Annotated in this window: 22 protein-coding genes and 1 other RNA gene; 8 read left to right on the plus strand and 15 right to left on the minus strand. The window is 44.8% G+C overall.

Features of this window, described 5'->3' with window-relative positions:
- Window positions 1-36 precede the first annotated feature (36 nt).
- From FKN16_RS06230 to FKN16_RS06245, 4 genes are all read left to right on the plus strand, one after another.
- A complete protein-coding gene (locus FKN16_RS06230; RefSeq protein ID WP_114322529.1) occupies window positions 37-606 on the plus strand; it encodes a PilZ domain-containing protein in 570 nt (189 codons plus the stop codon).
- Window positions 607-611: 5 nt separating this feature from the next.
- The gene (gene mfd, locus FKN16_RS06235) at window positions 612-4,073 is read left to right on the plus strand and encodes a transcription-repair coupling factor (protein WP_114322530.1); all 3,462 of its coding nucleotides are present in this window, start codon (window positions 612-614) and stop codon (window positions 4,071-4,073) included.
- Between the two features lie 7 nt (window positions 4,074-4,080).
- On the plus strand, window positions 4,081-4,851 hold the full coding sequence (locus FKN16_RS06240; RefSeq protein ID WP_074191059.1) for a peptidoglycan binding protein CsiV: 771 nt from the start codon (window positions 4,081-4,083) through the stop codon (window positions 4,849-4,851).
- A gap of 163 nt (window positions 4,852-5,014) precedes the next feature.
- Complete coding sequence (locus FKN16_RS06245; protein WP_048626173.1) at window positions 5,015-5,563, plus strand: GNAT family protein; 549 nt, start codon at window positions 5,015-5,017, stop codon at window positions 5,561-5,563.
- Between the two features lie 84 nt (window positions 5,564-5,647).
- Here the strand turns inward: FKN16_RS06245 and FKN16_RS06250 are convergent, their stop codons facing one another.
- From FKN16_RS06250 to hinT, 7 genes are all read right to left on the minus strand, one after another.
- Window positions 5,648-6,937 (minus strand): NAD(P)/FAD-dependent oxidoreductase, encoded by a 1,290-nt coding sequence (locus FKN16_RS06250; protein ID WP_005390626.1) that lies wholly within the window; start codon window positions 6,935-6,937, stop codon window positions 5,648-5,650.
- Window positions 6,938-7,475: 538 nt separating this feature from the next.
- Entirely contained in the window at window positions 7,476-8,015 is a 540-nt protein-coding gene (gene ycfP / locus FKN16_RS06255; protein ID WP_047008528.1) for an alpha/beta hydrolase YcfP, read from the minus strand.
- A gap of 75 nt (window positions 8,016-8,090) precedes the next feature.
- Window positions 8,091-8,972 carry a thiamine kinase gene (thiK, locus tag FKN16_RS06260; RefSeq protein WP_170891669.1) on the minus strand — a complete coding sequence of 294 codons (882 nt, stop codon included), beginning with the start codon at window positions 8,970-8,972 and terminating at the stop codon, window positions 8,091-8,093.
- 24 nt (window positions 8,973-8,996) lie between these two features.
- On the minus strand, window positions 8,997-9,587 hold the full coding sequence (gene lpoB, locus FKN16_RS06265) for a penicillin-binding protein activator LpoB (protein WP_005378467.1): 591 nt from the start codon (window positions 9,585-9,587) through the stop codon (window positions 8,997-8,999).
- A 66-nt stretch (window positions 9,588-9,653) separates the two neighbouring features.
- Window positions 9,654-10,046 carry a YcfL family protein gene (locus tag FKN16_RS06270; RefSeq protein WP_005390620.1) on the minus strand — a complete coding sequence of 131 codons (393 nt, stop codon included), beginning with the start codon at window positions 10,044-10,046 and terminating at the stop codon, window positions 9,654-9,656.
- Window positions 10,046-11,443 (minus strand): hypothetical protein, encoded by a 1,398-nt coding sequence (locus FKN16_RS06275; RefSeq protein WP_170902302.1) that lies wholly within the window; start codon window positions 11,441-11,443, stop codon window positions 10,046-10,048. Before FKN16_RS06275 ends, FKN16_RS06270 begins: the two co-directional genes overlap by 1 nt.
- A 70-nt stretch (window positions 11,444-11,513) precedes the next feature.
- A complete protein-coding gene (hinT, locus tag FKN16_RS06280) occupies window positions 11,514-11,864 on the minus strand; it encodes a purine nucleoside phosphoramidase (protein ID WP_005390611.1) in 351 nt (116 codons plus the stop codon).
- A gap of 268 nt (window positions 11,865-12,132) precedes the next feature.
- Here hinT and FKN16_RS06285 point away from each other — a divergent pair, with 268 nt between their 5' ends.
- Both FKN16_RS06285 and FKN16_RS06290 read left to right on the plus strand, forming a co-directional pair.
- Window positions 12,133-14,124 (plus strand): methyl-accepting chemotaxis protein, encoded by a 1,992-nt coding sequence (locus FKN16_RS06285; protein WP_170902303.1) that lies wholly within the window; start codon window positions 12,133-12,135, stop codon window positions 14,122-14,124.
- Between the two features lie 177 nt (window positions 14,125-14,301).
- Window positions 14,302-15,462, plus strand: coding sequence for a DUF1887 family protein (locus FKN16_RS06290; protein WP_170902304.1), 1,161 nt, complete (start codon window positions 14,302-14,304; stop codon window positions 15,460-15,462).
- 155 nt (window positions 15,463-15,617) lie between these two features.
- Here the strand turns inward: FKN16_RS06290 and udp are convergent, their stop codons facing one another.
- The 7 genes from udp to FKN16_RS06325 all read right to left on the minus strand — a co-directional run bounded on the left by udp (window position 15,618) and on the right by FKN16_RS06325 (window position 23,917).
- Entirely contained in the window at window positions 15,618-16,376 is a 759-nt protein-coding gene (gene udp, locus FKN16_RS06295; protein ID WP_012842006.1) for a uridine phosphorylase, read from the minus strand.
- A gap of 306 nt (window positions 16,377-16,682) precedes the next feature.
- The gene (locus FKN16_RS06300; RefSeq protein ID WP_170902305.1) at window positions 16,683-18,989 is read right to left on the minus strand and encodes a zinc/cadmium/mercury/lead-transporting ATPase; all 2,307 of its coding nucleotides are present in this window, start codon (window positions 18,987-18,989) and stop codon (window positions 16,683-16,685) included.
- Between the two features lie 180 nt (window positions 18,990-19,169).
- Window positions 19,170-19,589, minus strand: a complete 420-nt coding sequence (locus FKN16_RS06305; protein WP_005390603.1) for a CBS domain-containing protein — start codon at window positions 19,587-19,589, stop codon at window positions 19,170-19,172.
- A gap of 248 nt (window positions 19,590-19,837) precedes the next feature.
- Window positions 19,838-20,572 (minus strand): RNA methyltransferase, encoded by a 735-nt coding sequence (locus tag FKN16_RS06310; RefSeq protein ID WP_005390601.1) that lies wholly within the window; start codon window positions 20,570-20,572, stop codon window positions 19,838-19,840.
- 208 nt (window positions 20,573-20,780) lie between these two features.
- Window positions 20,781-20,877, minus strand: an RNA gene (gene ffs / locus FKN16_RS06315) — signal recognition particle sRNA small type.
- Window positions 20,878-21,014: 137 nt separating this feature from the next.
- Window positions 21,015-23,021: a GGDEF domain-containing protein gene (locus FKN16_RS06320; protein WP_170902306.1), complete on the minus strand. Its 2,007-nt coding sequence runs from the start codon at window positions 23,019-23,021 to the stop codon at window positions 21,015-21,017.
- A gap of 152 nt (window positions 23,022-23,173) precedes the next feature.
- A complete protein-coding gene (locus FKN16_RS06325; protein ID WP_046874702.1) occupies window positions 23,174-23,917 on the minus strand; it encodes a hypothetical protein in 744 nt (247 codons plus the stop codon).
- Window positions 23,918-24,174: 257 nt separating this feature from the next.
- Here FKN16_RS06325 and FKN16_RS06330 point away from each other — a divergent pair, with 257 nt between their 5' ends.
- Window positions 24,175-24,477 (plus strand): DNA base-flipping protein, encoded by a 303-nt coding sequence (locus FKN16_RS06330; protein WP_134646971.1) that lies wholly within the window; start codon window positions 24,175-24,177, stop codon window positions 24,475-24,477.
- A gap of 30 nt (window positions 24,478-24,507) precedes the next feature.
- Here the strand turns inward: FKN16_RS06330 and FKN16_RS06335 are convergent, their stop codons facing one another.
- Window positions 24,508-24,942 (minus strand): YbaY family lipoprotein, encoded by a 435-nt coding sequence (locus FKN16_RS06335; protein WP_012842007.1) that lies wholly within the window; start codon window positions 24,940-24,942, stop codon window positions 24,508-24,510.
- A gap of 240 nt (window positions 24,943-25,182) precedes the next feature.
- Here FKN16_RS06335 and tesB point away from each other — a divergent pair, with 240 nt between their 5' ends.
- A complete protein-coding gene (gene tesB, locus FKN16_RS06340; RefSeq protein ID WP_170902307.1) occupies window positions 25,183-26,043 on the plus strand; it encodes an acyl-CoA thioesterase II in 861 nt (286 codons plus the stop codon).
- Window positions 26,044-26,058 lie beyond the last annotated feature (15 nt).

Below are 26,058 nucleotides of genomic sequence, written 5' to 3' on the forward strand. Positions count from 1 at the left end.
GAACAGGGAGCGCTCGCTGGCAAAAGGACCGACTATATGACAGAGCAAGAATACTTTACCGTCCATCATAATCTCACTATCAACGTCGAAACGTTGAGTGCGGATTTTGCTTTGCCAGATGAAGAAACCTTTGTCTCCGAAATTCCAGCACCGTTTATTGTTGCCAGCGAATTTAGCCATCTAGATATGTTGGCAGACAATGCACGTCTAGAGCTAAAAAACAAAGATTTAAAGCATGTGATTAACTTGCTTGATACGCAAAACGCGAAACTTAACCTCTTGTTGAGCTTTATGCTTTCACAACAAGATGACGCCTCCATTCGATACCAAACCACAAAGTTTGGCGCCAGCCAACTCAGTTACCGTTCAGATACAGCGCTATCTGCCCAACAACTCGTTCGTGTTAAACTGTTTCTCGATCATCCTGCTGCAGCGATTTACGGTTACGCTCAAGTAGAAGAATGTGAGGCTTCAGAGCAAGATTTCATTATCACTCTTAGATATAAGATGCTACGTGAATCTGACCAAGATTTGCTGATAAAAGCGGCACTATATCAACAACAAAAACTTTTACGTCAGCGCTCGATGGAGCGAGATAAAAAATAACTCCTATGACAAAAGCAACGATTCTTTCCGTCACCAATCCTTCTGAGCGTGGCGACAAAAAACAGCTAGGTAATTTACCGGGCGCGGCTCTACCTCTAGCTATTGCTGAGCTAGCCAAGCAGCATTCGAGTCACTCGCTACTCGTCGTGCCTGACCCGCAAATCGCTTTAAAACTTCAAGCGGAGATTGAACAATTCACCGACCAAACAGTAAGCCTGTTCCCTGATTGGGAAACGCTGCCTTATGATAACTTTTCTCCGCATCAAGAAATCATCTCTGAACGTATCGCGCGCCTATACCAACTGCCAAGCCAACGTGATGGCATAACCATCGTCCCGGTCAGTACAGTATTGCAACGCCAATCGCCACGTGATTTTCTGTTGCAACACACTTTAATGGTGAAAACTGGTGATCGACTCTCGCTTGAGAAGCTACGTGTACAACTTGAAAATTCGGGCTACCGCCACGTAGACCAAGTATTTGGGCCAGGTGAATACGCGAGCCGTGGGTCGATTCTGGATCTCTTTCCTATGGGCAGCGATGACCCGTATCGCATCGACTTCTTTGATGATGAGATAGATACCATTCGCACCTTTGATCCAGAGAACCAACGCTCTATCGACGATATTCAGCAAATCCAATTGCTGCCCGCGCATGAGTTCCCAACCACTAAAGAAGCGATTGAGGATTTTCGTACACGTTGGCGCACCCAATTTGAAGCACGCCGAGAGCCAGAGTCGATCTACATGCAAGTGACCAAAGGCACTTGGCCCGCGGGTATTGAGTATTGGCAACCGCTGTTTTTTGACCATACCGAGACTTTATTTGAATATTTGCCAGAAGACTCTCAAGTCATCACATATGGTGATATTGAATCTGCGGTCGATACTTTCTTAACCGATGTCGAATATCGGTACGACCAGAAAAAAGTTGATCCACTACGTCCTCTTTTGACTCCTGAACAACTTTGGCTGAAAAAAGACGAACTCTTCAGCCAACTAAAACAGCTCCCTATGGCTCAATTGAGCCTAGAGAAAGTGGTTAAGCGTGCTGGTCGTCAAAACCTACCAGTACAATCGTTAGCCGAGCTTGGCGTTCAGCAACAAAATAAAGAACCGCTTTCGCGTCTTCGTCAATTCAGTGAGCAATTCAGCGGCAAAATTGTTTTCTCGGTAGAGTCGGAAGGTCGTCGTGAAGCACTAACAGAACTGTTGCAAGGCATCAAAGTTCGCCCAGTCGTACATGGTTCACTTTACCAAGCTCTAGATTCGGGTGATCGCTTCAGTTTGATCTTAGGCGCTGCAGAGCATGGTTTCATTCACGAAGAGCTGAACTTCGCTCTGATCTGTGAAAGTGATCTTCTCGGTGACCGCGTTATCCAGCGACGCCGCAAAGATAAAAAAGCAGTCAACAGTGACACCGTTATTCGCCACCTTGCGGAATTGAAACCCGGTCAACCCGTGGTTCATATTGATCACGGCATTGGCCGCTACATCGGTTTGCAAACACTTGAAGCTGGTGGCATGAAAACGGAATACGTAACCCTTGAGTATCAAAACGATGCCAAGCTCTACGTACCAGTTTCATCACTAAACCTTATTAGCCGTTATTCAGGCGGTGCTGAAGAAAGTGCACCACTGCATAAATTGGGTGGCGAGGCTTGGGCAAAAGCACGTCGTAAAGCGGCAGAAAAAGTGCGTGATGTCGCGGCTGAGTTGCTGGATGTTTACGCTAAACGAGAATTAAAACCGGGCTTCAAATTTGAGCTAGATCGTGGGCAATACGCAACGTTTAAAGCAACGTTCCCATTTGAAGAAACGGATGACCAAGCGATGGCCATCAATGCCGTCTTGTCAGACATGTGCCAAGCAAAAGCGATGGATCGCTTAGTGTGTGGTGACGTGGGCTTTGGTAAAACGGAAGTTGCTATGCGCGCAGCATTTGTCGCAACGGATAACAGTAAACAGGTCGCCGTACTAGTACCGACAACCCTGCTTGCTCAGCAGCATTTCGAAAACTTCCGTGACCGTTTTGCCAACTTACCAATCCGAGTTGAAGTACTGTCTCGCTTTAAGTCTGCCAAAGAACAAAAAGTCATTTTGCAAGACGTTGCCGATGGTAAGGTCGATATTGTCGTCGGTACGCATAAGCTGCTTTCAAGCGACATTAAATTCAAAGATTTAGGTTTGTTGATCGTTGATGAGGAACACCGCTTCGGGGTTCGTCAAAAAGAAAAAGTCAAAGCAATGCGTGCAGATGTGGATATTCTTACCCTCACCGCAACACCAATTCCACGTACCCTGAATATGGCCATGAGTGGCATGCGCGATCTGTCGATCATCGCGACACCTCCAGCGCGTCGTTTAGCCATCAAAACCTTTGTTCGTCAAAGAGAAGAATCTGTGGTCCGTGAGGCGGTACTGCGTGAAATCATGCGTGGTGGTCAGGTTTACTTCCTGCACAATCAGGTAGAGACTATCGAGAAAACCGCGGAAGACTTGCAAAAGCTTATTCCTGAAGCACGAATTACCGTGGCACATGGTCAAATGCGTGAGCGCGAACTGGAGCGCATCATGAATGATTTCTACCACCAGCGCTTTAATGTGTTGGTGTGTACAACGATCATCGAGACCGGTATCGACGTACCAACGGCGAATACCATTATTATGGATCGTGCAGACAACCTTGGTTTAGCGCAACTGCACCAATTGCGTGGCCGTGTTGGACGCTCTCATCATCAAGCCTATGCTTACTTATTAACGCCACATCCAAAAGCCATGACCAAAGATGCTATCAAGCGTCTTGATGCGATAGCTTCACTGGAAGACTTAGGCGCAGGCTTTACTCTAGCAACTCACGACTTGGAAATCCGTGGGGCTGGTGAACTGCTTGGTGACGAGCAAAGTGGGCAAATTCAATCGGTTGGTTTTACACTGTACATGGAAATGCTGGAACAAGCAGTCCAAGCATTGAAAGAAGGTAAAGAACCTTCTTTGGACGAGCTGCTTCGTGAACAAACTGAAGTTGAAATGCGAATCCCAGCGCTCTTGCCAGACGATTACATCCCGGATGTGAATACACGACTGTCGATGTACAAACGTATTGCAAGCGTTACGAGTGGTGAAGAACTCTCAGAGCTCAAAGTGGAACTTATCGATCGATTTGGACTGCTTCCAGACGCGACGAAGAACTTACTTGCTGTCTCAGAATTGAAAATTTCGGCTGGTAGCCTAAAAGCGAAAAAGATAGAAGCCCATGATAAAGGCGGATTTATCGAGTTTTACCCTGATGCTGACATAAATCCAGCGTATTTGGTTAAACTGCTGCAATCACAGCCGCAAAAATTTGCAATGGAAGGTCCAACTAAGTTCAAGTTTAGCGTACCATTGGCGGACCGACGTAAACGCATTCAGTTTGTTCAAGACTTATTGAATGATTTTAAACAGAATTTATTACCAACGAGCTAATAGTCGAATGAGAATACTGATCCCGTTATTGCTTCTATGTGTCTCAATGCCTTCTTGGGCACAGCGTCAATTTGATATTGAAGTGATCATTTTCAAGCGAGCAGTCGACGCTGAAAGCACCACTGAATCTTGGCCGAATCAACTGCCAAAAATCGATATGGAAAATGTCGGCAGCTTAGAGAGTGAATCATACCGTCGCTCTAAAGGTGTAACACTACTGCCACGCTCATCTTTCCGCCTGAATGCGCAAGAAGCGGCATTAAACAACCATGCAGGGTTTAAAGTGCTTAAACACGTAGCATGGCGTCAAGGTGACCGAGGCAAATCTAGCGCCCCAATTTTCCGTATTGTTGGTGGACGAGATTTTTCTGATTCTTATCACGCAGATGGTAGTCCAATCAATGGCAGTACTCAGACATTTTCCACTGACGGTTACAGTGAAGAGACAGTCAACGGTCCTTTGTATGAACTAGACGGTCGATTCCAAATTTACGTGCAGCATTATCTATTCGCTGAAACGACACTAGACCTGCGCGAGCCAAGTGTTAGAGAAGTGCGTTTTGAACCAACTTCAACCGAGCAATTGGCGGATGATTTAGGTGAGGTCGATGGTAATGTTCAAGTGGGTAACTTGGCGGAAATCTCCCCTACAATAACAGAAGAAAAGTTCCTCAAGAGCTATCGAATGGATCAAAAACGCCGTATGCGTAGTAGTGAGACTCATTACCTAGACAACCCATTGATGGGCATGATCATTCAAGTTCGTCGCGTTCGATAAGCACGAGTGATTCAACAAAGCGCAGCATTTGCTGCGCTTTGTTTTTATCTGTTATGTCCTCAGTTATTCCTAACCAACGCAGAGCAAGGAAAATAACTGCGTTACAGTATGAAATAGACAGTTTTCAAATTACTTACACTCAACATGGAAGTCGTATCAGTTCATGAGTCCAGATTTTGAAATCATTGCGCCCCGCTTAGCGCTCAAGCTCATCCCTTCTGAAGAAGCTCACTTACTACAACGTTTGCTTGCAGAATCCCCTTCCCTACACCAGTGGCTAGATTGGTGTAATCAAAACGTTACGTTGAAAGATGCACAGGACTTCCTGTTGGCAACCCGACTTAACTGGGTAAAAACAGAAGCTTTCGGTTTCGGTATCTATGAACGACAAAGTAACACTTTAGTAGGAATGGCCGCCGTAAACGAGTTATATCACACGTTTAATATGGCAAGTATTGGCTACTGGGTTGCTGACCGCTATCAACGACAGGGCTATGCTCAAGAAGCAGTTAGAGCCTTGGCTGAATTCTGCTTTGCAAAGCTGAGTTTAACTCGACTGGAAATTGTCTGTGACCCCGACAACGAAGCAAGCCAAACCTTAATTGAGTCAGTCGGTGCACAAAAAGAAACCATCGCCAGAAACCGGTTTATTTTTCATGGTAAGCCTAAGGATGGTGTTGTGTACTCACTTTTACCGGCAGATCTAACATAAATAAAAAGCCACCGACTTGCGGTGGCTTTTTATATTTCGAAGATACAGCATCCGCGCAATCCGCGTAGATGTGAATTTAGCGTCTTAGTGAAGCTTAAGGTTTGGACGCAGTACTCGGTTGATACGGCCCACAAGCATCATCAGTCCGGTTTTAAATACGCCGTGCAACGCCATCAGGTGCATTCGATATAACGAGATATAAACGACACGTGCAATACGGCCTTCTACCATCATCGACCCTTTGGTTAGGTTGCCCATCAAACTACCAACGGTAGAGAAACGGCTTAGAGACACCAATGAGCCGTGATCTTTATACACATAATCTTTCAGCTCGCGTCCGTTGATCTTCGCAACGATGTTGCTGAATGCTTGGCTTGCCATTTGGTGCGCAGCTTGCGCACGTGGTGGAACAAACGAACCATCAGCCTGAGTACATTGTGCTAAGTCACCAATAACGAAAATGTCATCATCACGCGTCGTTTGTAGTGTATTTTTCACTACCAGCTGGTTGATACGGTTCGTTTCTAAACCAGCGATATCTTTAATAAAATCTGGTGCTTTAATACCCGCAGCCCAAACCATGATTTGTGCCGGGATCTTCTCACCATCTTTCGTGGTGAGGCCATCTTTTTCAGCTTTAGTCACCATGGTTGCCGTGCGTACATTTACGCCCAACTTCACCAGCTCCTGATGAGCAGCAGAAGAAATACGTGGAGGTAACGCTGGTAAAATACGCTCACCTGCTTCAATCAGATTGACGTTCAACTTGCTAGAGTCAAGATCGCCAAAGCCGTAAGTGCGCAGCTCTTTAACAGCATTATGTAACTCAGCTGATAGTTCAACGCCAGTTGCACCAGCACCAACAATCGCGATATCCACCGTACCGTTACCGTTTTTCGCGTGCAGTTTTAGGAACTCATTGTTCATTTCTGTGCGGAAACGGTGCGCTTGTTCTGGACTGTCTAGGAAAATACAATTCTCACGAACGCCAGGAGTGTTGAAGTCGTTTGATGTTGAACCAATCGCCATGACCAGAATGTCGTATTCTAGCTCGCGGCTTGGCATCAGAAGCTCACCATGCTCATCTTTAAGCTCACTTAAGATGATCACTTTACGTTCGCGGTCGATGTCTTGAAGGCTACCCATTTGGAAGTCGAAGCTGTGGTTTTTTGCATGAGCTCGATAACTCAGAGCATCCACCCCTTCGTCCAAAGAGCCAGTTGCAACTTCATGCAATAATGGCTTCCACAAGTGGCTCGCTTTACGATCTACTAGCGTAATTTGCGCACGGTTCTTGCGACCTAGAGTTCGGCCAAGCTTAGTTGCCAACTCAAGACCACCAGCACCGCCGCCTACAACGATAATGCGTGTCACAATGATTTTCCTCTACAAAAATGAATATATGGGGTTCAGCTCGATGCATGACTCACAAACATTTGTGGCATCCATCCAACCGATGAATTCTTGGTTCTTAGAGGTGTCTCAATTTATTTGGATTAAAAACTGCTGCCTAATTTTATTCTTTATCTATCAATAACTTGTTAGGAATCAGCATATTTGTCTGGTACGCATACGACGCCAGAGATTTTTGGGCAAGTTTATTACTCGCTCTCAATTTTTTTTGATATTTATCAAATTATTTTAGTCTGGTTCATTATATAGAGACGTACTTTGAAGGCAACCAAAATCCGTGTGACGAGTACGGATTGACTACTTTTCGACTACTCTACAACAAGGTATTCGTGCCACATAGGATGGAAGTAAGAAAACGGTAAGGAGAACACAATATTCTAAGCGCTAAACCAAGAAAATGAGGCCTTTAAAGAGAAAGTGACTCGGCATACTCACAATAGGGGGTCGCAGCAAAGCAGCCGATAAAAAATGCCGCTTTACTGTTCACACTCAAACACTCTTAAGTATTTTTAAATGCCTTCATCGCTTGTAAATGTTGAGAGATCTTTTTGAACTTGTGGGACTGCGTTTCGTCCCAAATGATTTGATAGTATTTTTCTAACTCAGCTGCAGTTTTCGCATTGTCATGCACTTCATCATCTTTGGATAAAATCACCAAGCAGTGCGCCTGATTTTTCGCTCGAAACTGATCAACACATTTTGTTGCGATATCTTCGTACTCTTCTGGGCGATCGATTCGACCAGCCATCGTTTTTTCTGGGTGCAAGTTCGGGTTAAACATCACTTGTTTGATACCGCATAGAAAACCAATTCGTTCAGACCAATAACCACCTAAACCAACCCCACAGATTAACGGGTTTGGATCATCCGATTGATCGATAACTTTAGACACCTCTTTTAACAAGTGTTGCATGTCGTGCTTTGGGTGAAGGGTGCTGTAATTAATAAAACGAACGTCGTCGTCGATGAATTGCAGTTGAAGAACTTTTTCGTGGTTACCCGGGCTTGTACTGTCAAAGCCGTGTAAGTAAATAATCATGTGTACCTCTCCCTGTGTGTATCTGGTACTTTTATTAAAACTACCACTATTTCCTTACTGTTAAAGGGGAAAATATCACGAGTTCTCAAAACAGTGATCTTCCATACACAATGAGCCTTTCAACTCATGCGCACTGTTTAAGTATTGCTCATCTCCCCACAATTTATAGGCCAGTAAATACCAAAGCATCGCCATCACTAGGGTTCTTGGCTGCCACGCCTGTACACCACTTAACCAAAGAGACGCATCTTCGATACCTCGAATTTGGCAATACTGTTTCACCGCCTCTTCCACAGGCGCATCCGCGACTTGAATAGTCAAGGTCAAATCAAGCCTAGGGTCAGCAATACCAGCATACTCCCAATCAATGACTTTCACCCCACTCTCTCCCCGAACGAGGTTGTAACACCCCAGGTCAAAGTGACAAAGAGCTAGTGGAACCGGCGCTACACTCGGTTCCGAGCGCCACTTCATGTATAGAGCCTCAAATTCCGTATCCGCATACTGACCATCAAGCTCAAGCCAATAATGATCGATGCGAGAAATATAAGAAAATGGAACCAAAGGGAGCGCGCTGATCGGGTGCTGATGAATGGTAGCCGCAGTGGATAATAAATCTCTTACTGGTAGCCCTACATCCGAAAGTGCTTGCCCTTCGATCCATTCCACCAGTAAACCTTGCTCGTGGATAAATACTGGCTTGGGGCCAATTTCTAACGAAGAGATAGCATTCAGAACTTGATATTCATTGTGGCGAGAAATTGAAAAAGCCTTGCAAACATTACTGGTCGGTCGCCAGATGTATACAAGGCCTTGAGAGGATTCCAACCGCCAACAACGGTTGGTTAGCCCCCCGGTAACGGTTTGAACTTTTACCGGAGGCTCAGTAAAGAAGCCATCGAGAGCATTAAGACTCGGATCTAACTGTTTTGCTTGTTGCCAAGAAAACCATGCCATTGATGACTTCTCCATCAGTATCGATTAAAGACCGAATAAGCTCTTCGATTGCGCTTTACGAATTTCCGTTTCATCCGCCCACTCAATCAAACCTGTTTCTAGGTCCATTAGGCGCATGGTCATCTTGTAGTATACATCTTTATCGCTACCTGCATTTTTGACGATGCTAGATAGGTTACCGTAAAGCATGTATTGCGCACCCACCATTTTACCAAATTGGATCGCTGTGCTTTGGTTAACCAGCTCATCCGTGTTTTGGAAGTTAAGCTGTTCACGCACAGACTCAACACGATCCATATCAACAAAGCGGAACTTACCAGAGTTCAGCATCTTAGTAGAAATAGTGTCGGTAATGGATTCAGTGTCAATGTGTTCACTGGTCTTGTTCTTAATTCGCTCAACAAAAACGATAGGACGTTGATCACGAGTAATTGCTGCTACAGAACCCGACATCATCATGCTATCCACCATTTCAGCCGCGATTTTTTGTAAATCTGTTGAGCCAAAATCGATAGTCGTGGTTTCTGTTGCTTGCGCATCGCCGTAAGAGACTTTGTTAGAACAGCCACCCAAAATGACGGCAAGACCTAAAAGAGCAATAATACTTTTTTTCATGAGAGTTCCTTAGTTTTTCAATACCAGCGCATCGTTAGCGCGGCAGCTTCGGCAAAGCCGTTAAGATTAATTGTCTTGTGCTTCTCTAATTTGAACACGGAATTTGGTGCCATTTGGATTCACAGTAACTTCAGATAACGTGACTTGCTCAAACCCTCGCACAATCATTTTGCGCCATGGGCCAGGCTTGGTATTCACTTCTAAACCATTATTGTCATACCAATAGAAGCGGTAAAGAATGTGCTGGTCACCTTTATAGTTACTGCTTAGTTGCACTACTCCACGTGGACGATCATCAACGTAAGTGGTGGTGATGTTGTCAACTAATAAGCGACTACCCAAAACGTTATCATTAAAAAATACTTTTTGCGTTTGACCATCAATTCGAATACCAGCCGTGTTTTCGGCGCATCCAACTAAACCAATAGCCATTGCTAAACAAATAAGCCATGCTTTCATTACAGTCTCCCTAGCTGTTTATGCCACACGGTTGAGTGTGTTCCCTGACGAGATACCCATACCAATGTAGTCTGCTGTGCAGGCACTTCAAACTGATAGGTTTGATCACCCAAGTTTAAACTTTGTGTTCCCGGTTTCACGACTTTTGATGCCGTTTTCACTTGCGCTGGTAATGTTTGCCAACTTCTCGTATCCGGCTGCTCGGTCAATGTGTTCCATACATTGAAAAGTATGTTACCCACATCATCGCCTTTTTTCGCCGCCTCTTTTCGGATTCGATCTTTTGCCCAAACGCGAAGAGCTTGACGGATCACCATTGTAGTCAGACGTTCATTAAGATCGTTTTGTGCCATCGCATTAACATCAGTCAGCGTGCTAGAAGGCAATACCTGACCATTTAAAACCACATCGCTAAAACGTTGAGCACCCCGATTCGGATAATAAGGAAGCGCCAACGAATAAATGGCCCCATTATCGCGACTGTCGTAAATCGGTAGATCAATACGCCAACCTTTCAAAGCCTCCACTACGCCTTGTTCATCAATAATGATGACTCGACCTTGAGACTGAGCTAACCCAGAAGGTGCTTTACCATACCGTTTCTCTAGCATGCGTAAGTCTTCACGCATGCCTAGTTTCTTAGCGGCGTACAACGTGCTTTCAACAACTTGTTTGTTGTCTGGCATCACAGCGAGTGCTCGTCGGTAATCAACATAAGCACTGTTTAAATCTCGTGACGCTTCATATAACAAGCCAGAAAGATAGAACAAATAGCCGTTTTGTACTGCGCTTAGTTTTTTACCAGCATCAGGGTAGCTCGCCAACACACTGCCTAAATTGGCAGACATGCCTTGCTTTTTCAGGTCTTTTTCTGCTGCTTTTAGTTCTTTTTCACGCGCCTTTCTTGCCGCTTCCTGAACTTGATTGGCTCGACGCACTTCAACAAGCGCCCCTTCCAAATCGTTTTTCTGTAAATAGTTTAGCCCGAGATAAAGGTGCAGAAAGCCAAGTTCATAATCGGCGGGATGATAATCTTGGAGATTGTCGTTCACTGCGAGAGAGCCGACGCTCGTTGCCGTTTCTGACACAGAAATAGTCGCGCGATCTTGCTGAACACGAACGGCACGATCACCATTTTCCAGCGCTTTCAAACTTGTCGGGTAATCTTCAGCAAGAAAAGAAATACGGCCCTTTTCAAAGTTGCCAAGTATCTCGCCACCCACTTCGCTCGATTGAAGTTGTTTCGCTTTCGCATATTCCCCTGCAACAACGGCTTGATAAACTTCTTGATTCTGGTTGCTGTAGTGACTAAACAGATTGCCCGCAGACAAATTCGTGCAGCCAGAGACCATTAAAGCCCAGCTCATCAGCCCTAACAGCTTTACACCTAGTTTCACATTTATCTCCACAAATGTGTCATTCGACAGGAAAAGAAGTGGGTGAACTGCGCCACCCACTTTTTAAAGCTTAGCTCAATACCATTGGACCTAGAGGACGACCGCCTAATAGGTGCATGTGAATATGGTAAACCTCTTGGCCACCGTGCGGGTTACAATTAACGATCAGGCGATAGCCGTCTTCCGCAATGCCTTCCTCTTTCGCCAGTTTTTTAGCAACAGTGAACAAACGCCCCATCATTGCTTCATCTTCAGCTTCAACATCATTCGTTGTTGGGATCAATTTATTCGGAATAATGAGAATATGGCTCGGTGTGCGCGGGTTAATATCGCGAAACGCAGTCACCAACTCATCTTGATAAAGAATATCGGCAGGGATTTCCTTACGAATAATTTTACTAAAGATCGTTTCTTCCGCCATGAGAACTCCATTTTATAAAGGTAATTAGACCCCAATTAGTATGCGCCAACCAAAAGCGGAGCTCAATAAAAACAGTGTTCACTTAACATTATTAATCAAACGCTAATTAACGAAGCTTTTTTTGTCGTGTGCGTCATAAAATGCGCGTCACAAACTCAATACAATCCAATGAATTTTGTTACTTTTTTAAGACAATTATTATTTTTATACCCAAGTAAGCTCAAAATTCTTGGGTAGCTTGTCTATTTTGGGGAGAGGAAGCTCACTTATGCGAGGTTCAGTTATTAAAAGGATGTATGCGGGCTTTGCTCTGATCATCATCCTATTTGCCGTCACAATTGCCATTATGATGGGAGGAATGAGTGATATTCACGGGAAGTTTGGCACCGTGTCTAAATCATCCCTACCTCTGGTATCGTTATCTAACCAAACCAGTGTTGAACTGCTTTCTGCCGACAAATCGTTTAAAGATTTTCTGACGACAGAGAATAAACAACGCATGGATGAAATGCGTCAGGAATTTGCTAGATCTCAACAACGTTTCGAATCCACTTTGGCTCAACTGGAAACTGCAAGCCAAATCTACCCCTCTCTTGCCGAACCGTTTTCACAATTAAAAACGTTAGAGCAGAGCTATTTTACTGAAGCTCTTGAAGCCATGGACAACTACGAAGCAATGTTCGCTGCGCAAGAAAAAGTGCAAAAATCGTCACGTCGCTTCCAAAAGCTGAATACGGAGTTGTCGGTCGGCCTTAAAGAATATGTGGCAGATCAAACCAGCATTTCTGTCAAAGTCATGGCGAAGAGTTACTTCATTAAGCTAAAAGATGCCGAAGTTATAACCTCTGATGCCCTCGCCAGCTCTGATCCTGAGTTTGTTACGCAAGCCGTGACCAAAAACCGCAAAGCAGTGACTCATTTGAACTATGCTTTCCGTGGTTTAGTTACTCAATTACCTGAACTAAAAACAGCATTTGGTGAGTCGGTAGAACAATTCACACACGACGTGGGAATGCGTGGAGGGGTCTTAGACCAGCACAATAATTACCTCAATGCTCGTGCAGCGCTATACAACAACATCGCCAACCTAGCGAATAAAGTTGATTCAACCATGGCGATTCTTGAGCAATTTACGACAACCGCAACGGATAAACTTAATGAATCGTTAGCAGACGCTGGTGACATTTATTCTGCGGGTGTGACGAAAGCCATCATCATTGGCGTTGTTGTCGTGCTACTTGCCACAGCGATTGGCTACCACATCGCGCATAGCGTTCGCGAACCATTGACTCGTATTCTAAAAGTGCTTGAAAGCCTGACTGAAGGTGACATGACACAACGTATCGATATTCGCTATAACAACGAGTTCAGCCGAGTGAGTGGACACATTAACTCACTCGCCGACAGCCTTCACGAGATCTTAGTGAAACTCAACGAAGCGTCAGAGAACCTATCTTCGACCGCAGCAACAAACGAAAGCACGTCTTCGCAAGCGCAAAGCAAATTAAGCTCACAACGCGAGCAAACAGCAAACGTTGCGACCGCAATGACGGAAATGTCTCACTCAGTGCAAGAAGTCGCTCAAAGTGCACAAGGTTCACTAGAAATGGTGCAGCGTGTCGAATCTGCCTCTGAAGAAGGCAGAAATGTCATGAGCAGCAATATCTCGACCATAAATCAACTGGAAACGCGTTTGAACGAATCCGTTTCCGCTGTCTCTGAACTTCAAAAAATGAGTGGTCAAATTGGTTCTATCCTCGATGTGATTCGCAACATTGCTGAACAAACTAACCTACTGGCATTGAATGCAGCAATTGAAGCGGCTCGCGCTGGCGAGCAAGGTCGCGGCTTTGCGGTAGTGGCCGATGAGGTACGTGTGCTTGCATCCAGAACCACTCAGTCCACCACTGAAATTGAATCGATGATCAGTAATCTGCAATCCAGCTCTCAGTCAGCAAATCAAGTAATACAAAGCTGTATGAGCGATATGGAGATGTCTGTTGAGCAAGCATCAAAAGCGAACAGCTCAATGGAAGAGATTCAAGCGCTAATCATCGAAATCAGCCAAATGAGTACGCATATTTCGCAAGCGGCAGCAGAGCAAAGTGAAACCTCAGCAGACATTGCACGCAGTATTGAAGATATCAATAGTATCGCCGATGAAAGCTTCCAAGCTATGTCGAGCATCGCACAGACCAGTGAATCCCTGACTCACTTGGCTCATCAACAGAATGAATTGGTTCACCGCTTTAAGTTATAAATAATTTATAAATTTGAGCATTAATCAGTGCAATCAACTGTATAAGGGCGACTTTTTGTTAAGTCGCCCTTGTTTTTTATCAGCCATGTCTACATATGATTAATATGGCCAGCTCATCCCCTTGCACATCTCTTTTTGCACATCTCTTTTCGAGCGGCCTCATAAAAAGGAAAATCTATGGCTGTTCATGTTGGTATTATCGACCAAGACCCAGTGAGATTGGTCACTCCTCTATTAGATAATCGTACGCTAAGCACACATATCGTCTTCATCGGAGACAAGAGCCAGTTAGATATATTTGACCGACTGAGTGCCGTTTTAGAGCAACGAGACATTACTTCCGAATTTTTTGAAATCCCATCCGCCGTCAATACTTCGCTGATCAAACAAGCGATTCAAAAACTGGCAAAAGATCTCCATGAACTCGGCGAAGATGTGAAATTGAACGCCAGTTGCGGTCTTCGTCATCGCTTATTGTCTGTGTACGAGGTTTTCCGTACCTATCGCTGGCCAATTTTTGTGGTTGAGCCAAGTAGCGATAAGCTTTGCTGGTTATACCCAGATGGCAAAGAAGATACTCAAGTCGAAGACCACATTACGATTGCTGACTACCTTACCATCTTCGGCGCACGCGGCGAGTTCCACCACGTTGATTTACCTCCTCTTCTTGATAAAAAACTGTATGAACTTGGTGAACGCTGGGCCTCAAATGCGCTTGAGCTTGGTCCAGGCTTAGCAACTCTTAACTACCTTGCAACCACATGCCGCAAAGAGCAAAAACTTGATGTGGAGCTTTCTGAAAAGCAACAAGGCTACCGTGAGCTCAACATGCTGCTTTCGGACCTAGTGGAAGCGCAAATCGCCACTTATGAGAATGGCGTTCTAACGTTTGCAGATGAAGATGCACGCCGCTTTTCAAACGGTGAATGGTTAGAGACTCTGGTACACAGCACGGTCAAGCAAATTCAAGATACGATGCCGACGATTCAAGATCGCTCTTTGAATGTTCAGGTTTATCGCAAACTTGGTGAAAGTGAAGTACGCAATGAGTTGGATGTTGCAACAGTGGTAAACAACAAGCTCCACATCATTGAGTGTAAAACCAAAGGTATGCGAGATGACGGCGATGACACCTTGTACAAGCTAGAATCCCTCAGAGATCTGCTAGGTGGTTTACAAGCACGTGCAATGCTGGTGAGCTTCCGACCGCTTCGTCACAATGACATTACTCGTGCGGAAGATTTGGGGCTAGCTCTGATTGGCCCTGATGAGCTTAAAGACTTAAGAACACACCTAACGGCTTGGTTTAAAGACGCAGGTGGCTCGGACGAGATCTAGTATCAGTGATAAAAGCTAGAATTCAAAATGATCAAAAGCAGCGTTACAGGCTGCTTTTTTCATACCTAATTTTTAAGTGTGGTTTAGATAGATAGAAAAAAACCAGAGGCGTGCCTCTGGTTTTTCCGTTTGTTTAAAATGCCAATTATCGCGGCTTACAGCATTTTACGCGCTGCTTCTACTACCACCTTAATTGAACGAGCTTCCGTCTCTTTCAGAGTTGAATGATCTGGAATCTCTTTTTGTGTACGGTTGATGATTACACCCGCTACACAACCTGCTTTTAGACCAGAGCTCGCACACATTGTCAGCAATGTTGCAGACTCCATCTCAAAGTTAAGTACGCCCATGTCTTGCCATTCTTGCATAGAACCTTGGAAACGCTTAACAACGCGACCAGAGAACGTGTCGTAGCGCTCTTGACCTGGGTAGAACGTATCACTTGAAGCCGTCACACCCATGTGAACCGCAGCGCCAGACTCTTCTACTGCCGCTTTCATTGCAGTTGCTACTTCAAAGTCAGCAACTGCTGGGAATTCCATTGGCGCAAAGTGCAGGCTCGCACCGTCAAGGCGAACTGACCCCGTCGTTACGATCATGTCACCTACGTTTACATGCGGTTGAATTGCGCCAGTTGTACCAACACGTAGGAAAGTACGAACACCAAGTTGCGCGAGTTCCTCAACTGCGATAGAGGTAGAAGGGCCACCAATACCTGTAGAACAAACCACAACAGGTTTACCGTCTAATTCGGCACGGTATAGCGTGTATTCACGGTGACTTGCTAGAAATACTGGGTTTTCCATTTGTTCTGCGATTTTTTGAACGCGCGCTGGATCACCAGGAATGATGGCTAGAGTCGCACCATTAAGATCAGCTTCAGTAACACCTAAATGAAATACAGCTTGAGACATAAGTCGCTCCTTATTGTGGCTTATTTTATGAACAATAAGCTCATTAATCAGTTATTGGGTACAAATGCACTGTAGCGAACCTTTCACCAACATAGAGTGATCACAATCACAATGAGAAAATGTAATGAAACTATAATTTCACCCAAAACAAGCAATGATCACACTTTTGGGGAGTTTGGCTCATTTTGTTGCATAGCGATGCGTGATTTCAAAAACAAACTAAAACATATTATTAGATTTCGTCGATACGGTTAAAAAAGCCCGAGACACGAATGCCTCGGGCTTTTTATTAGCTAGTTAGGTAGATCACTTGGCCTGCTTGGACTCAAAACGGAGCAATCTCAACGCATTTAACGTAACCAGTGCAGTTGCGCCGCTGTCGGCTAATACTGCCACCCATAGACCCGTAATGCCCAATAAACTTGTCACCAAGAAAACGCCTTTCAAACCAAGCGCTAACGCAACATTCTGACGAATATTGCTTAACGTCGCACGCGATAGTTCTATCATGACAGGTAACTCAATCAGACGATTGTGCGTTATTGCCGCGTCGGCCGTTTCCAGCGCAACATCCGTACCGCCTCCCATCGCAATACCGATACTCGAAGCTTTCATCGCTGGCGCATCATTAATACCATCTCCCACCATTGCAACGGTGTGTTGCTGTGATAGTTTCTCGACGTAATGCACTTTATCTGCTGGTAATAAGCTTGCTTTATAATCCAAGCCTATTCTGGTCGCCATTGCTTCAGCACTTCTCGGGTTGTCACCGGTTAGCATCACCGACGTTATCCCAAGCTCCTTCAACGTAGCGATAGCTTCTTGGGCATCTGGGCGCAATGTATCTTGCCATACAATCACACCAATGACCTCGTAATCGTAACGCACAATAACAACCGTTTTACCTTGTTGTTCCAACGTCACCACTCGCTCTTCGGTTTCTTGAGAAAGTGGGAAATCGGCCTTAGAAGGCGTGACTACTTGGACTATTTTCCCATCGACGTAACCAGTGACACCAGAGCCCACTTGCGCGGTTTTATCTAGCGCTTCAGGAATAGGAAGCCCCTGCTGTTGCACTTTATTAACTAAAGAAACCGCTAGAGGATGGCTTGAGCCAACTTCGATTGAGGCTGTCAGGCTAAGTAACTTGTCTTCATCTACACCAAAAGCAAAGACGTCGGTCACCTGCGGCTTACCTTGCGTTAATGTACCGGTTTTATCAAATGCGACGGACTCAACCTTACCAAGCAACTCAAGCGCCGCACCACCTTTGATTAATGCCCCCCGCTTCGCCGCAGCCGCCAAGCCAGAAGTAATCGCTGCAGGCGTTGAAATAACCAACGCACAAGGACAGGCGATCAGTAACAGGGCAAGTCCTCGATAAATCCACGTTTCCCATGGTTGAGCAAACAACAGTGGTGGCGTGACGATAACCATCAGGGACACCAACATCATCAGCGGCGTATACCAACGGCTGAATTTATCCAGAAAACGTTCTAATGGTGCCTTACGAGATTCTGCTTCTTCAATCAAATGGAGAATTCGGTCAATCGCATTCTCGCCTTGACGAGAGGTCACCTGTAAACGAACGACTTTATCGACAACTACAGCCCCGGCCATCACTTTGCCACCCGTTTGGTGCTCAACGGGAACGGATTCCCCCGTTAACGCGCTTTCGTCAAAACTTGCAAGCGCGTCTTGTAACACACCGTCCGCAGGTAAACGACCACCGGGTGCAACTTCTATAATATCCCCAGGCTTAAGCTGAGCTGCAGGCACCTCTTTACGCTCACCATCAATAATTAAAATTGAATTTTCTGGGACTAAGTCCATTAGCGCTTGGACACCACTTCGAGCTCGGGATGATGCATATGCTTCTAACTTTTCACCAATAAGGAAAAGCAATAACACCATTGCCGCTTCAGCGGTTTCACCTAAATATAAAGCGCCGAGCGCTGCCACACTCATTAACGTTTCAATCGCAAAAGGCGTACCGCTACGCGCCAACTTGAACGCTTTGAGCGCAATTGGGTATAAACCCAGTAAGCAGGTCAACGTGAATAACCAAGCGCTTATTTGAGGGTCGATCTTAGAAATTATTGCCGCGACAGCCATCGCACTAGCAATAGAGAGAATTTGAATGTTGTCTTTTACTACCCCACGCCAGCCTTTCGTTGCGGTATTTGGTTTTGGAGCATCGAGTGAAGAAAGCGGAAAACCTGTTTGTTGGGCTGTATGCTCTATCGTAGAGGTCAGCTCGCGATCGTCAAAATCGACAACCAGTTTTTCTGTTGCAAATAAGACTTTTGCTTGGTTAACACCTTCCAAAGACGTAATAGCCTTCTCAAGCTTTTGCGCACATGAAGGGCAATCCATACCTGACACAAGCCACGAGTTTCGAATTGAGGAATCACTCTCCCTTGAGGGCTCTTCTTCCTCACCAGGGTCGGCGCTACAACTCCCTCCGCTGCAACATGAACTTTCGGACACTTCTACGCCAGCTTGAGAAATGTTGAGTGAAGATTTCACTGGTGCGCAGCACGACTCGCTCGCGCCAAGCGGCACCGCCGTTTTGATTTTGCTAGATTGGCAACCTTGATGTTTCGTACACATAATTTATTTTCCTTATTGGTGTAGGCTCTTTGCCTATGACTAAGGATAAACCTTAGAGCTAGCTCCAAGGTCAAGGTGATTTTTTTAAAAACTCATCGATTGAAAATAAAAAAAGACGCCGAAGCGTCTTTCCAAATGACTTATTTAAAATCAAGCACCTATGATATTTGATCAAAAAGGTTAAACTGGATGCTTAAAACACTCATTTAAAGTCATCCCGATGGCGCGCAGCACATCTCGCCTAGTGATAACGCCAACCAATTTACCTTTGCCGTCAACCACTGGATACATTTTTGGCTTACCAATCTTCATCATGTCAGCCAACTCAATCACTGACATGTCTGGAGAAACAGATAAAACATCGTCATGCATACACTCTTGAACGGTATGCGTATCTTGGCAGTGATAACTCGCTTTCACCAATTTATCTAACAAGTCTTGCTCTGATAAGAATCCAACTACCTTTTCATTCTCATCAATGACGGGTCCACCTAATGTGACGCTTTGCATGACTTTATTCAAAGCAGCCGAAAGTGACATATCTTTAGTGAAGGTCACCGCTTGCAACGTCATGTAATCTTTTACTTTTAATGAATGCATTCTTATCTCCTTAAGGGCATTTTATTGCGGCCTTTAGATAAGTGTCGCCTAATTTCCTGAATTTACTAAATGGAAATGAGTAATTTTATTTATAGGTGCAGCCTATTGATCTGAATCAAAATTAAATCATCATCGGCATTCACTGTTGTTTAATTGAGTACAACTTGCAAATAGGCTGATTTTTAACAGGTGGTAAATACAACAAAGCCAGTCAAATTGACTGGCTTCATTATTGGCGCATAGTTACATTAACAATGATGTCGACGCATATTGTCTAAAATAATACCGGTTGCCATTGCGACATTCAGCGACTCAGCACCACCAAATGCCGGAATCGTGATCTTATTTGTCACGAGCTTCGCAGCTTCTTCACGTACGCCGTGGGACTCGCTGCCCATCAACAAAATACCTTCAGCAGCGAATTCCGTTTTATGAACGCTCTCCCCTTCCAGAAACGCGCCATAAACTGGCAAATTGGCTTCTTCTAAGTAACTTGGCAAATCAACCAGACTCACTTGTACGCGGCCAAAACTGCCCATGGTCGCGCTGATCGTCTTAGGGTTATACGGATCAGCACAATCTGTACTCGCAATAATGTGCTTGATGCCATACCAGTCTGCGACACGAATAATCGTTCCTAGATTACCTGGGTCAGATACACCATCTAGCGCAATCATCAAGCCTTTTGCTTGAGGCACTTTTACACTCGGGATTTCAACCACTGCAATGGCCGCGTTATTGCTCACGAGAGTGCTCGCTTTGGTCAGGTCGTCAAGCGATGCTTCAATGCAATCAAAACCACTTAGCGCACTAGCGTTTTGTTCGAGAAATGCCTCGGTTGCGAAGACATGCTTCACCTTTAATGAACTGCTTGCCAGCTCTAAAACGTTCTTTTCACCCTGAACTAGGAATAAGCCATGCGCTTTACGCTGTTTCTTTTGACCTAAAGCACGAAGCAGTTTTAATTGGTTTTTTGAAATCATTAAAGTATCCCAGGTGAAAATGGTTATTCGGCGAATGTACTCGAAACAATCTTCACGACAGTTCGGTATCAAGCGCGTGAGATTATAAATTATACCTAAATAACCTCAAGAAACTTGATTCATCAGAAGACTTTGAAGAGCAAACGCAGTAAAAGAGGGTTCAAAAACGAAAAAAGCCCTGCGATATACGCAGGGCTTTTAAAGGGTGGGACCCCAGCCACATCCCGGCACACAAGTCACCCGCTGCGGCTGCTTCCTTCCGGACCTGACCGAGTTCACGAGCTATTGTTGCGAGAGGACCAGAGCCCCATAATTCTTTTCGAGAGGACTTGCCTCAATCGATGGGGCGATTATTCAGTATCAGCCCTCATAATGCAAGAGCAAAAGCCTTGAATTTCGTCATTTCATTACCGTTTGGACAAAACTCGATCAATTCATTCCTCTATGATTGAGCCACGTAACGATGAGAAGAAGAAGAATAGGGGCGTGTTGACTGCTTACTTGAATACATATCTTCATCAGCTAAATGCATGGCTTGCTCTAAGCTCATGTGCTGTTCTCTTTTTGCAGAGACACCGATAGAGATACCCACAGACTCTAACTCACTACACAGTTTGCCTTTTACATCAATTCTGCTGAGCTCTTTCATTGCCCTATTTAATTCTGCTTGAGTCGGGTAGCCCAACAAGATGAACTCATCTCCCCCTATCCGGTAACTTTTCCCTGACCATACATAATGAATTTTTAGCGCCAATAATTGCAACACCTCATCACCAGCACGGTGACCGTACGTATCATTGATTCGTTTGAAGTGGTTAATATCCAAGTAAAGTATGGATAGATCTTTGTTTACGCCTTTTCGATGTTTTACTTGCAACGCGCGGCGATTTCTTAACCCCGTTAAATTGTCGGTATTCGATTGACGGTAAAGATAAAGCGAAACGCAAATCGCAAACAACAATACAAAGACAAACACAGCCTGTGTTTGCGTCGCCAGCCGAACCTCATATTCAAGCGCGGTACGCCAATCTGGGCGCAGGTCGTACTGGGCAATGATCTTATCAACTTCCAACATCGCTATCGCTCGACTGAAAAAAGGAGCAAGCATGGCACCTTTCTCGTTCGCCACCAATCCAACAGAAAGTTGTGACTGGTAAAACTCGCCAATCGCCGTGTCCTGCTCTATCGGAACCAACTCGCTCAGACGTAAAAAGTGGTTGAGCATCGCGGTATCCATCGGAATGTAATCGACCTCTTCATTCAATAAACCCTGAATGAGTTCTTGTTGGGTACGATAACGTTTCAGCTCTTTTAGCGGTAAAAGTTGTGTCATCATTTGGTCGAAAAAGTCGTCCTCAACCACACCAATCCGCTCAGAGATCAACTGTGACACATGAGAGTAAGTGTTCGGCTTGTAACCTAAACGCTTGACCATAACGGATGCTGGTGAGTAATGGGGCTTGGGAAAGTAACTAAATTCATGTCGCTCGCGACTGACCGTTAACGGCGCTAAAATTTCAAAGCTCCCCTGCATAAACTCGTGATACATGGAGCCCCAACTTTCATTTGGCTCACTAATGATCACGCAGTTTAATGCCAAGATCTCACAGCTTCTCAGGACGACATCTGCCGTCATCCCTTCGATACTGCCGTCTTCGTTGTAAACAACATATGGAAAGATAGATTCGAGCTTGATCCGTATAGGCTCACTAAAATCGAGAGGTAATAAGCGAATAGATTCTCGCAATGCCGCTCGCCTGAGTTCAAATTGATACTGGGAGATCTCTTCACGAAGTTGCTTTTGCACTCCTTCCCCATGAATAAACGTAGCGAACGTATCCAACTCTTCGAGATGATGATCTTTTTTACTGATGATCGATACTGGCTTTATCGAAATCTGATCATTTAACATCTTAGCGTCAAAGCCCTCCAGCAGCATCGGCTTAAGCTGATTGATGGCATCGACTACGCCTTCAACAACGCCTGATCTCAGTAACGTTACCGCTTGCTCATGACCTTGATAAGAGACCTGTTTTAGCTCCGGGTAGTATTGTTTAAGTAATTCAGCGTAAACCGTATCTTTAGGGACGCCAACTCGTGAAATGTCACTCAACGTCGAGTCTTTTAATCCAAAAAGGTAGGTATATTCGATATTAGTTGGACGGGAGTAACTAAAGCGTTGAGCACGCTCTTCTGTGTAAGTGATATTCGCAGCAAAGTCCGCTTCCCCATTCGCGACGGAATTTAGAATGGCATCAAAGCTGGAATAGTTCACATATTGAACGGTAAAGCCGAACTCTTTCGATGCAGCATTAAAAAGAACACGGGTGACGACATCATCCGCTTCTGTCGCAACTTTATAATGAGCAATTAAAGGTGATTCAGCTTTTACATTCAAACTCAGTAGGCAACAAGTAAAAAGCAACAGTGTTCGAGCAAAGGTAGTCATGACAAACTTATCTTAAATCAACCACTTATATTGTGGTTATTATTATTGGAAGTTTAGTAAATATGAAATGAAGAACATATACTAATCTTCATTTTGTTCCACAACCAATTCGATAGTCTGCCGCACGTGTCACTTTTTACCTGACGAAATACTCATAATTCTGCCTGTTCATCGCTGCTACGTAAGATATAGTCCGTCATCCAAGCCGTTCCTAACAAACAGATCCAAACAACAAAAACAGGGTTTGGTACATCTGTAGTCGGACTTACCACTAAGGCAGCAAAGCCAACAGTCGGTAATGTCCAGCACAATAGTTTACTCCAACGAATGGAGTGTTTAAGCTTCGCGAGGGTTTCCATTGAAGCCAGCATTCCTGTCACGCTCAATGCCACAAGAACGGCATATGGCAAGCCAGCAATCCATAATGGGAACAACAACAGCATCGGCCACCAGCTGTGCTTATTGGATGGGGTCCAATGTACAGCAGACCACCACATCGCCATGACCGCGACAGTTTGAACCACTGTAACCCAAGCGGATCCATCTAGCTTCCCACCTTGTTGCGTGACCATAATACCGACTTGTAGAGTAAGTACGATTAGGCCTGCGGTGAGCAGGACGCCCAACGAACTTCTACGAGAGAACACTACCATTAAAAGTGGGAAAAGGATCAAAATACCAATCGATAGCGCAATTGGCTGCATTGAGAGCGTAGCGCCAAAAGCCATCATTGCGCCCAGCAACACCAAGCCTGCAAACCCACCTTGTGGCAAGATCCACAACGCCGGGATCATGAGTGCAAGAACGGGAATATCTCCCTCGCTCAAACTCATCGCTCGAACGCACACCACTGCGAGCAAAGTCGTAATGAAAAATTGAAGTGTCGATAAAATCATAGCGCCTCCTGGCTTCCCCACCTACTTGGTAACTCAACGGCAAAAACTGGGATTAAAAGTCGTTGAGAGGGTCTAGATTCAAGCTTAGCTTGTGTTTGTTTTATGCTTTTTAACGCTCATTAACATACGGCACGGCTGAAGAGAAAATGTGATCAACAAAAGTCAATCGCGGGCAATATAAACGTTAAGAACCGTTAGCAATATACAAGTCCGATGGTTTACCATTCCTTAGTAATCCACAATAGACACTTTTGAGTATGGACCAATTTTTAGCGCAAATCTTTGCTGTAATTCACCAAATTCCAAAAGGAAAAGTCTCCACCTACGGGGAAATCGCAAAAATGGCAGGTTACCCGGGCTACGCAAGACATGTTGGTAAAGCGCTTGGTAATTTGCCAGAGGACAGCAAACTCCCGTGGTTTAGAGTGATAAATAGTCAAGGAAAAATATCCTTAAAGGGCAGTGATTTAGAACGACAAACAAAGAAATTAGAAGCCGAAGGAATTGAAGTGTCTGAGATTGGAAAAATTTCGCTAAGAAAATACAAATGGCAGCCTTAGGCTGCCATTTTTTGTTCGCTGAGTTTGATATTAACGCGTGCCAACTAGACGAATATCCAACTGGTGAGTTTGTGCTTCATCTGTGATTACACCGTTATGTGTATCGCTGATAAAACGCAATTTACCATCCACTTCAATACGCGCACGGACGCTATAACGATGGTTTGGTTTGATTTCATTGTTATCGTAGTTCAGCTCAAAAGAAAGAGGAACTTGTTTACCTTCCGTTTCGAATGTCTGCTTTGCTAGTACTTTTGCTGGCGCGTCAGCCAAAGACACATCTTCTAACGCGACGGTAACCACTGCGTTTGGCGGCAGAGCAATACGCTCACGGTAAGCCACTGTACCTGTAATCGTCTTCATTGACGCCTCTGCAGATTCCATTTCTGTATTTTGAGAAGTTTGGCAACCCACTAACGCAGCCCCAAAGAGTAAAGAAGTAACAAGCAGTAGTGTTTTTTTCATATCTTCCTCGAAAAGAGTATTAAACCGGAGCAATTATAGGTGTGGAATACAAAACTGTCTGCTTCCTGTCAGTTTATTTGACAATAGTTTGACTGAGTTAGAATTTATCAAACAATTGATTTTGTTTCATAATCGGAACAATACTATTTCTAAGTTACTCAATAGTTCTTAACTATGACACTTCACAAGAGTGAGACTGTTGAGGTAAGTTGGAGTGAAAGACAACGGTGAGGAGACACAATGAGTAAACCATTACGAGAATTGCTCAGCCTACTACAACTCGAAAAATTAGAAGAAGGCTTGTTTCGTGGCCAAAGTGAAAACCTAGGTTTGCCTCAAGTGTATGGTGGCCAAGTGATTGGGCAAGCGCTTTCTGCTGCGCGCTACACCGTTGAAGAAGCACGCGCGGTGCACTCCTTCCATAGCTATTTTTTGTACCCTGGTGATCCAGAAAAGCCCATCATTTATGATGTAGAAAACCTAAGGGATGGCCGCAGCTTCAGCACCAGACGCGTTAAGGCGATTCAAAATGGACGCCCTATTTTCTACCTAACGGCGTCTTACCATGGCGATCAACCTGGTTTTGATCATCAAAAGGAAATGCCAGACATTCCTGGCCCAGAAAACTTCGCCTCTGAGAGTGAGCTTGCTAGCCATATAGCCGAATTCCTACCAGAGCGACTACGCAAAACATTTTGTGGTGAAAAGCCAATTGAAACCCGTCCTGTTACGGTCATCAACCCCCTAAAACCCAAAAAAGCAGAGCCTAAACAGTATCTTTGGATTCGTGCCAATGGTGAAATGCCAGAGAACCTGCTTATACATCAGTACCTGTTGGCCTACGCATCAGATTGGGGATTCCTCGTGACAGCAATGCACCCACATGAAGTGTCATTAATGACGCCAAACTTCCAAGTTGCCACCATTGACCATTCAATCTGGTTCCACCGTCCGTTCAAAATGGATGAATGGCTGTTGTACGCGATAGAAAGCCCAACAGCGAGTAATACTCGTGGGTTAGTGCGTGGCGAAATCTATAACCAACAAGGTCATTTAGTGGCAACCGCAGTGCAAGAAGGTGTAATGCGCTATACCAAGTAACCGCTAAACCTTAAA

Origin of the sequence: Vibrio sp. 11-4(1) (assembly GCF_013048625.1) — a bacterium.
Classification (GTDB): domain Bacteria; phylum Pseudomonadota; class Gammaproteobacteria; order Enterobacterales; family Vibrionaceae; genus Vibrio; species Vibrio diabolicus.

Coding starts and splice junctions, on each gene's coding strand:
- FKN16_RS06310 (WP_005390601.1), bottom strand. CDS start 20,572: ATGATTTCAAAAAACCAATTAAAACTGCTTCGTGCTTTAGGTCAAAAG.
- FKN16_RS06270 (WP_005390620.1), bottom strand. CDS start 10,046: ATGAAAGCATGGCTTATTTGTTTAGCAATGGCTATTGGTTTAGTTGGA.
- FKN16_RS06335 (WP_012842007.1), bottom strand. CDS start 24,942: ATGAAAAAAACACTACTGCTTGTTACTTCTTTACTCTTTGGGGCTGCG.
- hinT (WP_005390611.1), bottom strand. CDS start 11,864: ATGGCGGAAGAAACGATCTTTAGTAAAATTATTCGTAAGGAAATCCCT.
- FKN16_RS06305 (WP_005390603.1), bottom strand. CDS start 19,589: ATGCATTCATTAAAAGTAAAAGATTACATGACGTTGCAAGCGGTGACC.
- FKN16_RS06290 (WP_170902304.1), top strand. CDS start 14,302: ATGGCTGTTCATGTTGGTATTATCGACCAAGACCCAGTGAGATTGGTC.
- thiK (WP_170891669.1), bottom strand. CDS start 8,972: ATGGCATGGTTTTCTTGGCAACAAGCAAAACAGTTAGATCCGAGTCTT.
- tesB (WP_170902307.1), top strand. CDS start 25,183: ATGAGTAAACCATTACGAGAATTGCTCAGCCTACTACAACTCGAAAAA.
- ycfP (WP_047008528.1), bottom strand. CDS start 8,015: ATGATTATTTACTTACACGGCTTTGACAGTACAAGCCCGGGTAACCAC.
- mfd (WP_114322530.1), top strand. CDS start 612: ATGACAAAAGCAACGATTCTTTCCGTCACCAATCCTTCTGAGCGTGGC.
- FKN16_RS06285 (WP_170902303.1), top strand. CDS start 12,133: ATGCGAGGTTCAGTTATTAAAAGGATGTATGCGGGCTTTGCTCTGATC.
- udp (WP_012842006.1), bottom strand. CDS start 16,376: ATGTCTCAAGCTGTATTTCATTTAGGTGTTACTGAAGCTGATCTTAAT.
- FKN16_RS06330 (WP_134646971.1), top strand. CDS start 24,175: ATGGACCAATTTTTAGCGCAAATCTTTGCTGTAATTCACCAAATTCCA.
- FKN16_RS06240 (WP_074191059.1), top strand. CDS start 4,081: ATGAGAATACTGATCCCGTTATTGCTTCTATGTGTCTCAATGCCTTCT.
- FKN16_RS06230 (WP_114322529.1), top strand. CDS start 37: ATGACAGAGCAAGAATACTTTACCGTCCATCATAATCTCACTATCAAC.
- FKN16_RS06325 (WP_046874702.1), bottom strand. CDS start 23,917: ATGATTTTATCGACACTTCAATTTTTCATTACGACTTTGCTCGCAGTG.
- FKN16_RS06320 (WP_170902306.1), bottom strand. CDS start 23,021: ATGACTACCTTTGCTCGAACACTGTTGCTTTTTACTTGTTGCCTACTG.
- FKN16_RS06300 (WP_170902305.1), bottom strand. CDS start 18,989: ATGTGTACGAAACATCAAGGTTGCCAATCTAGCAAAATCAAAACGGCG.
- lpoB (WP_005378467.1), bottom strand. CDS start 9,587: ATGAAAAAAAGTATTATTGCTCTTTTAGGTCTTGCCGTCATTTTGGGT.
- FKN16_RS06245 (WP_048626173.1), top strand. CDS start 5,015: ATGAGTCCAGATTTTGAAATCATTGCGCCCCGCTTAGCGCTCAAGCTC.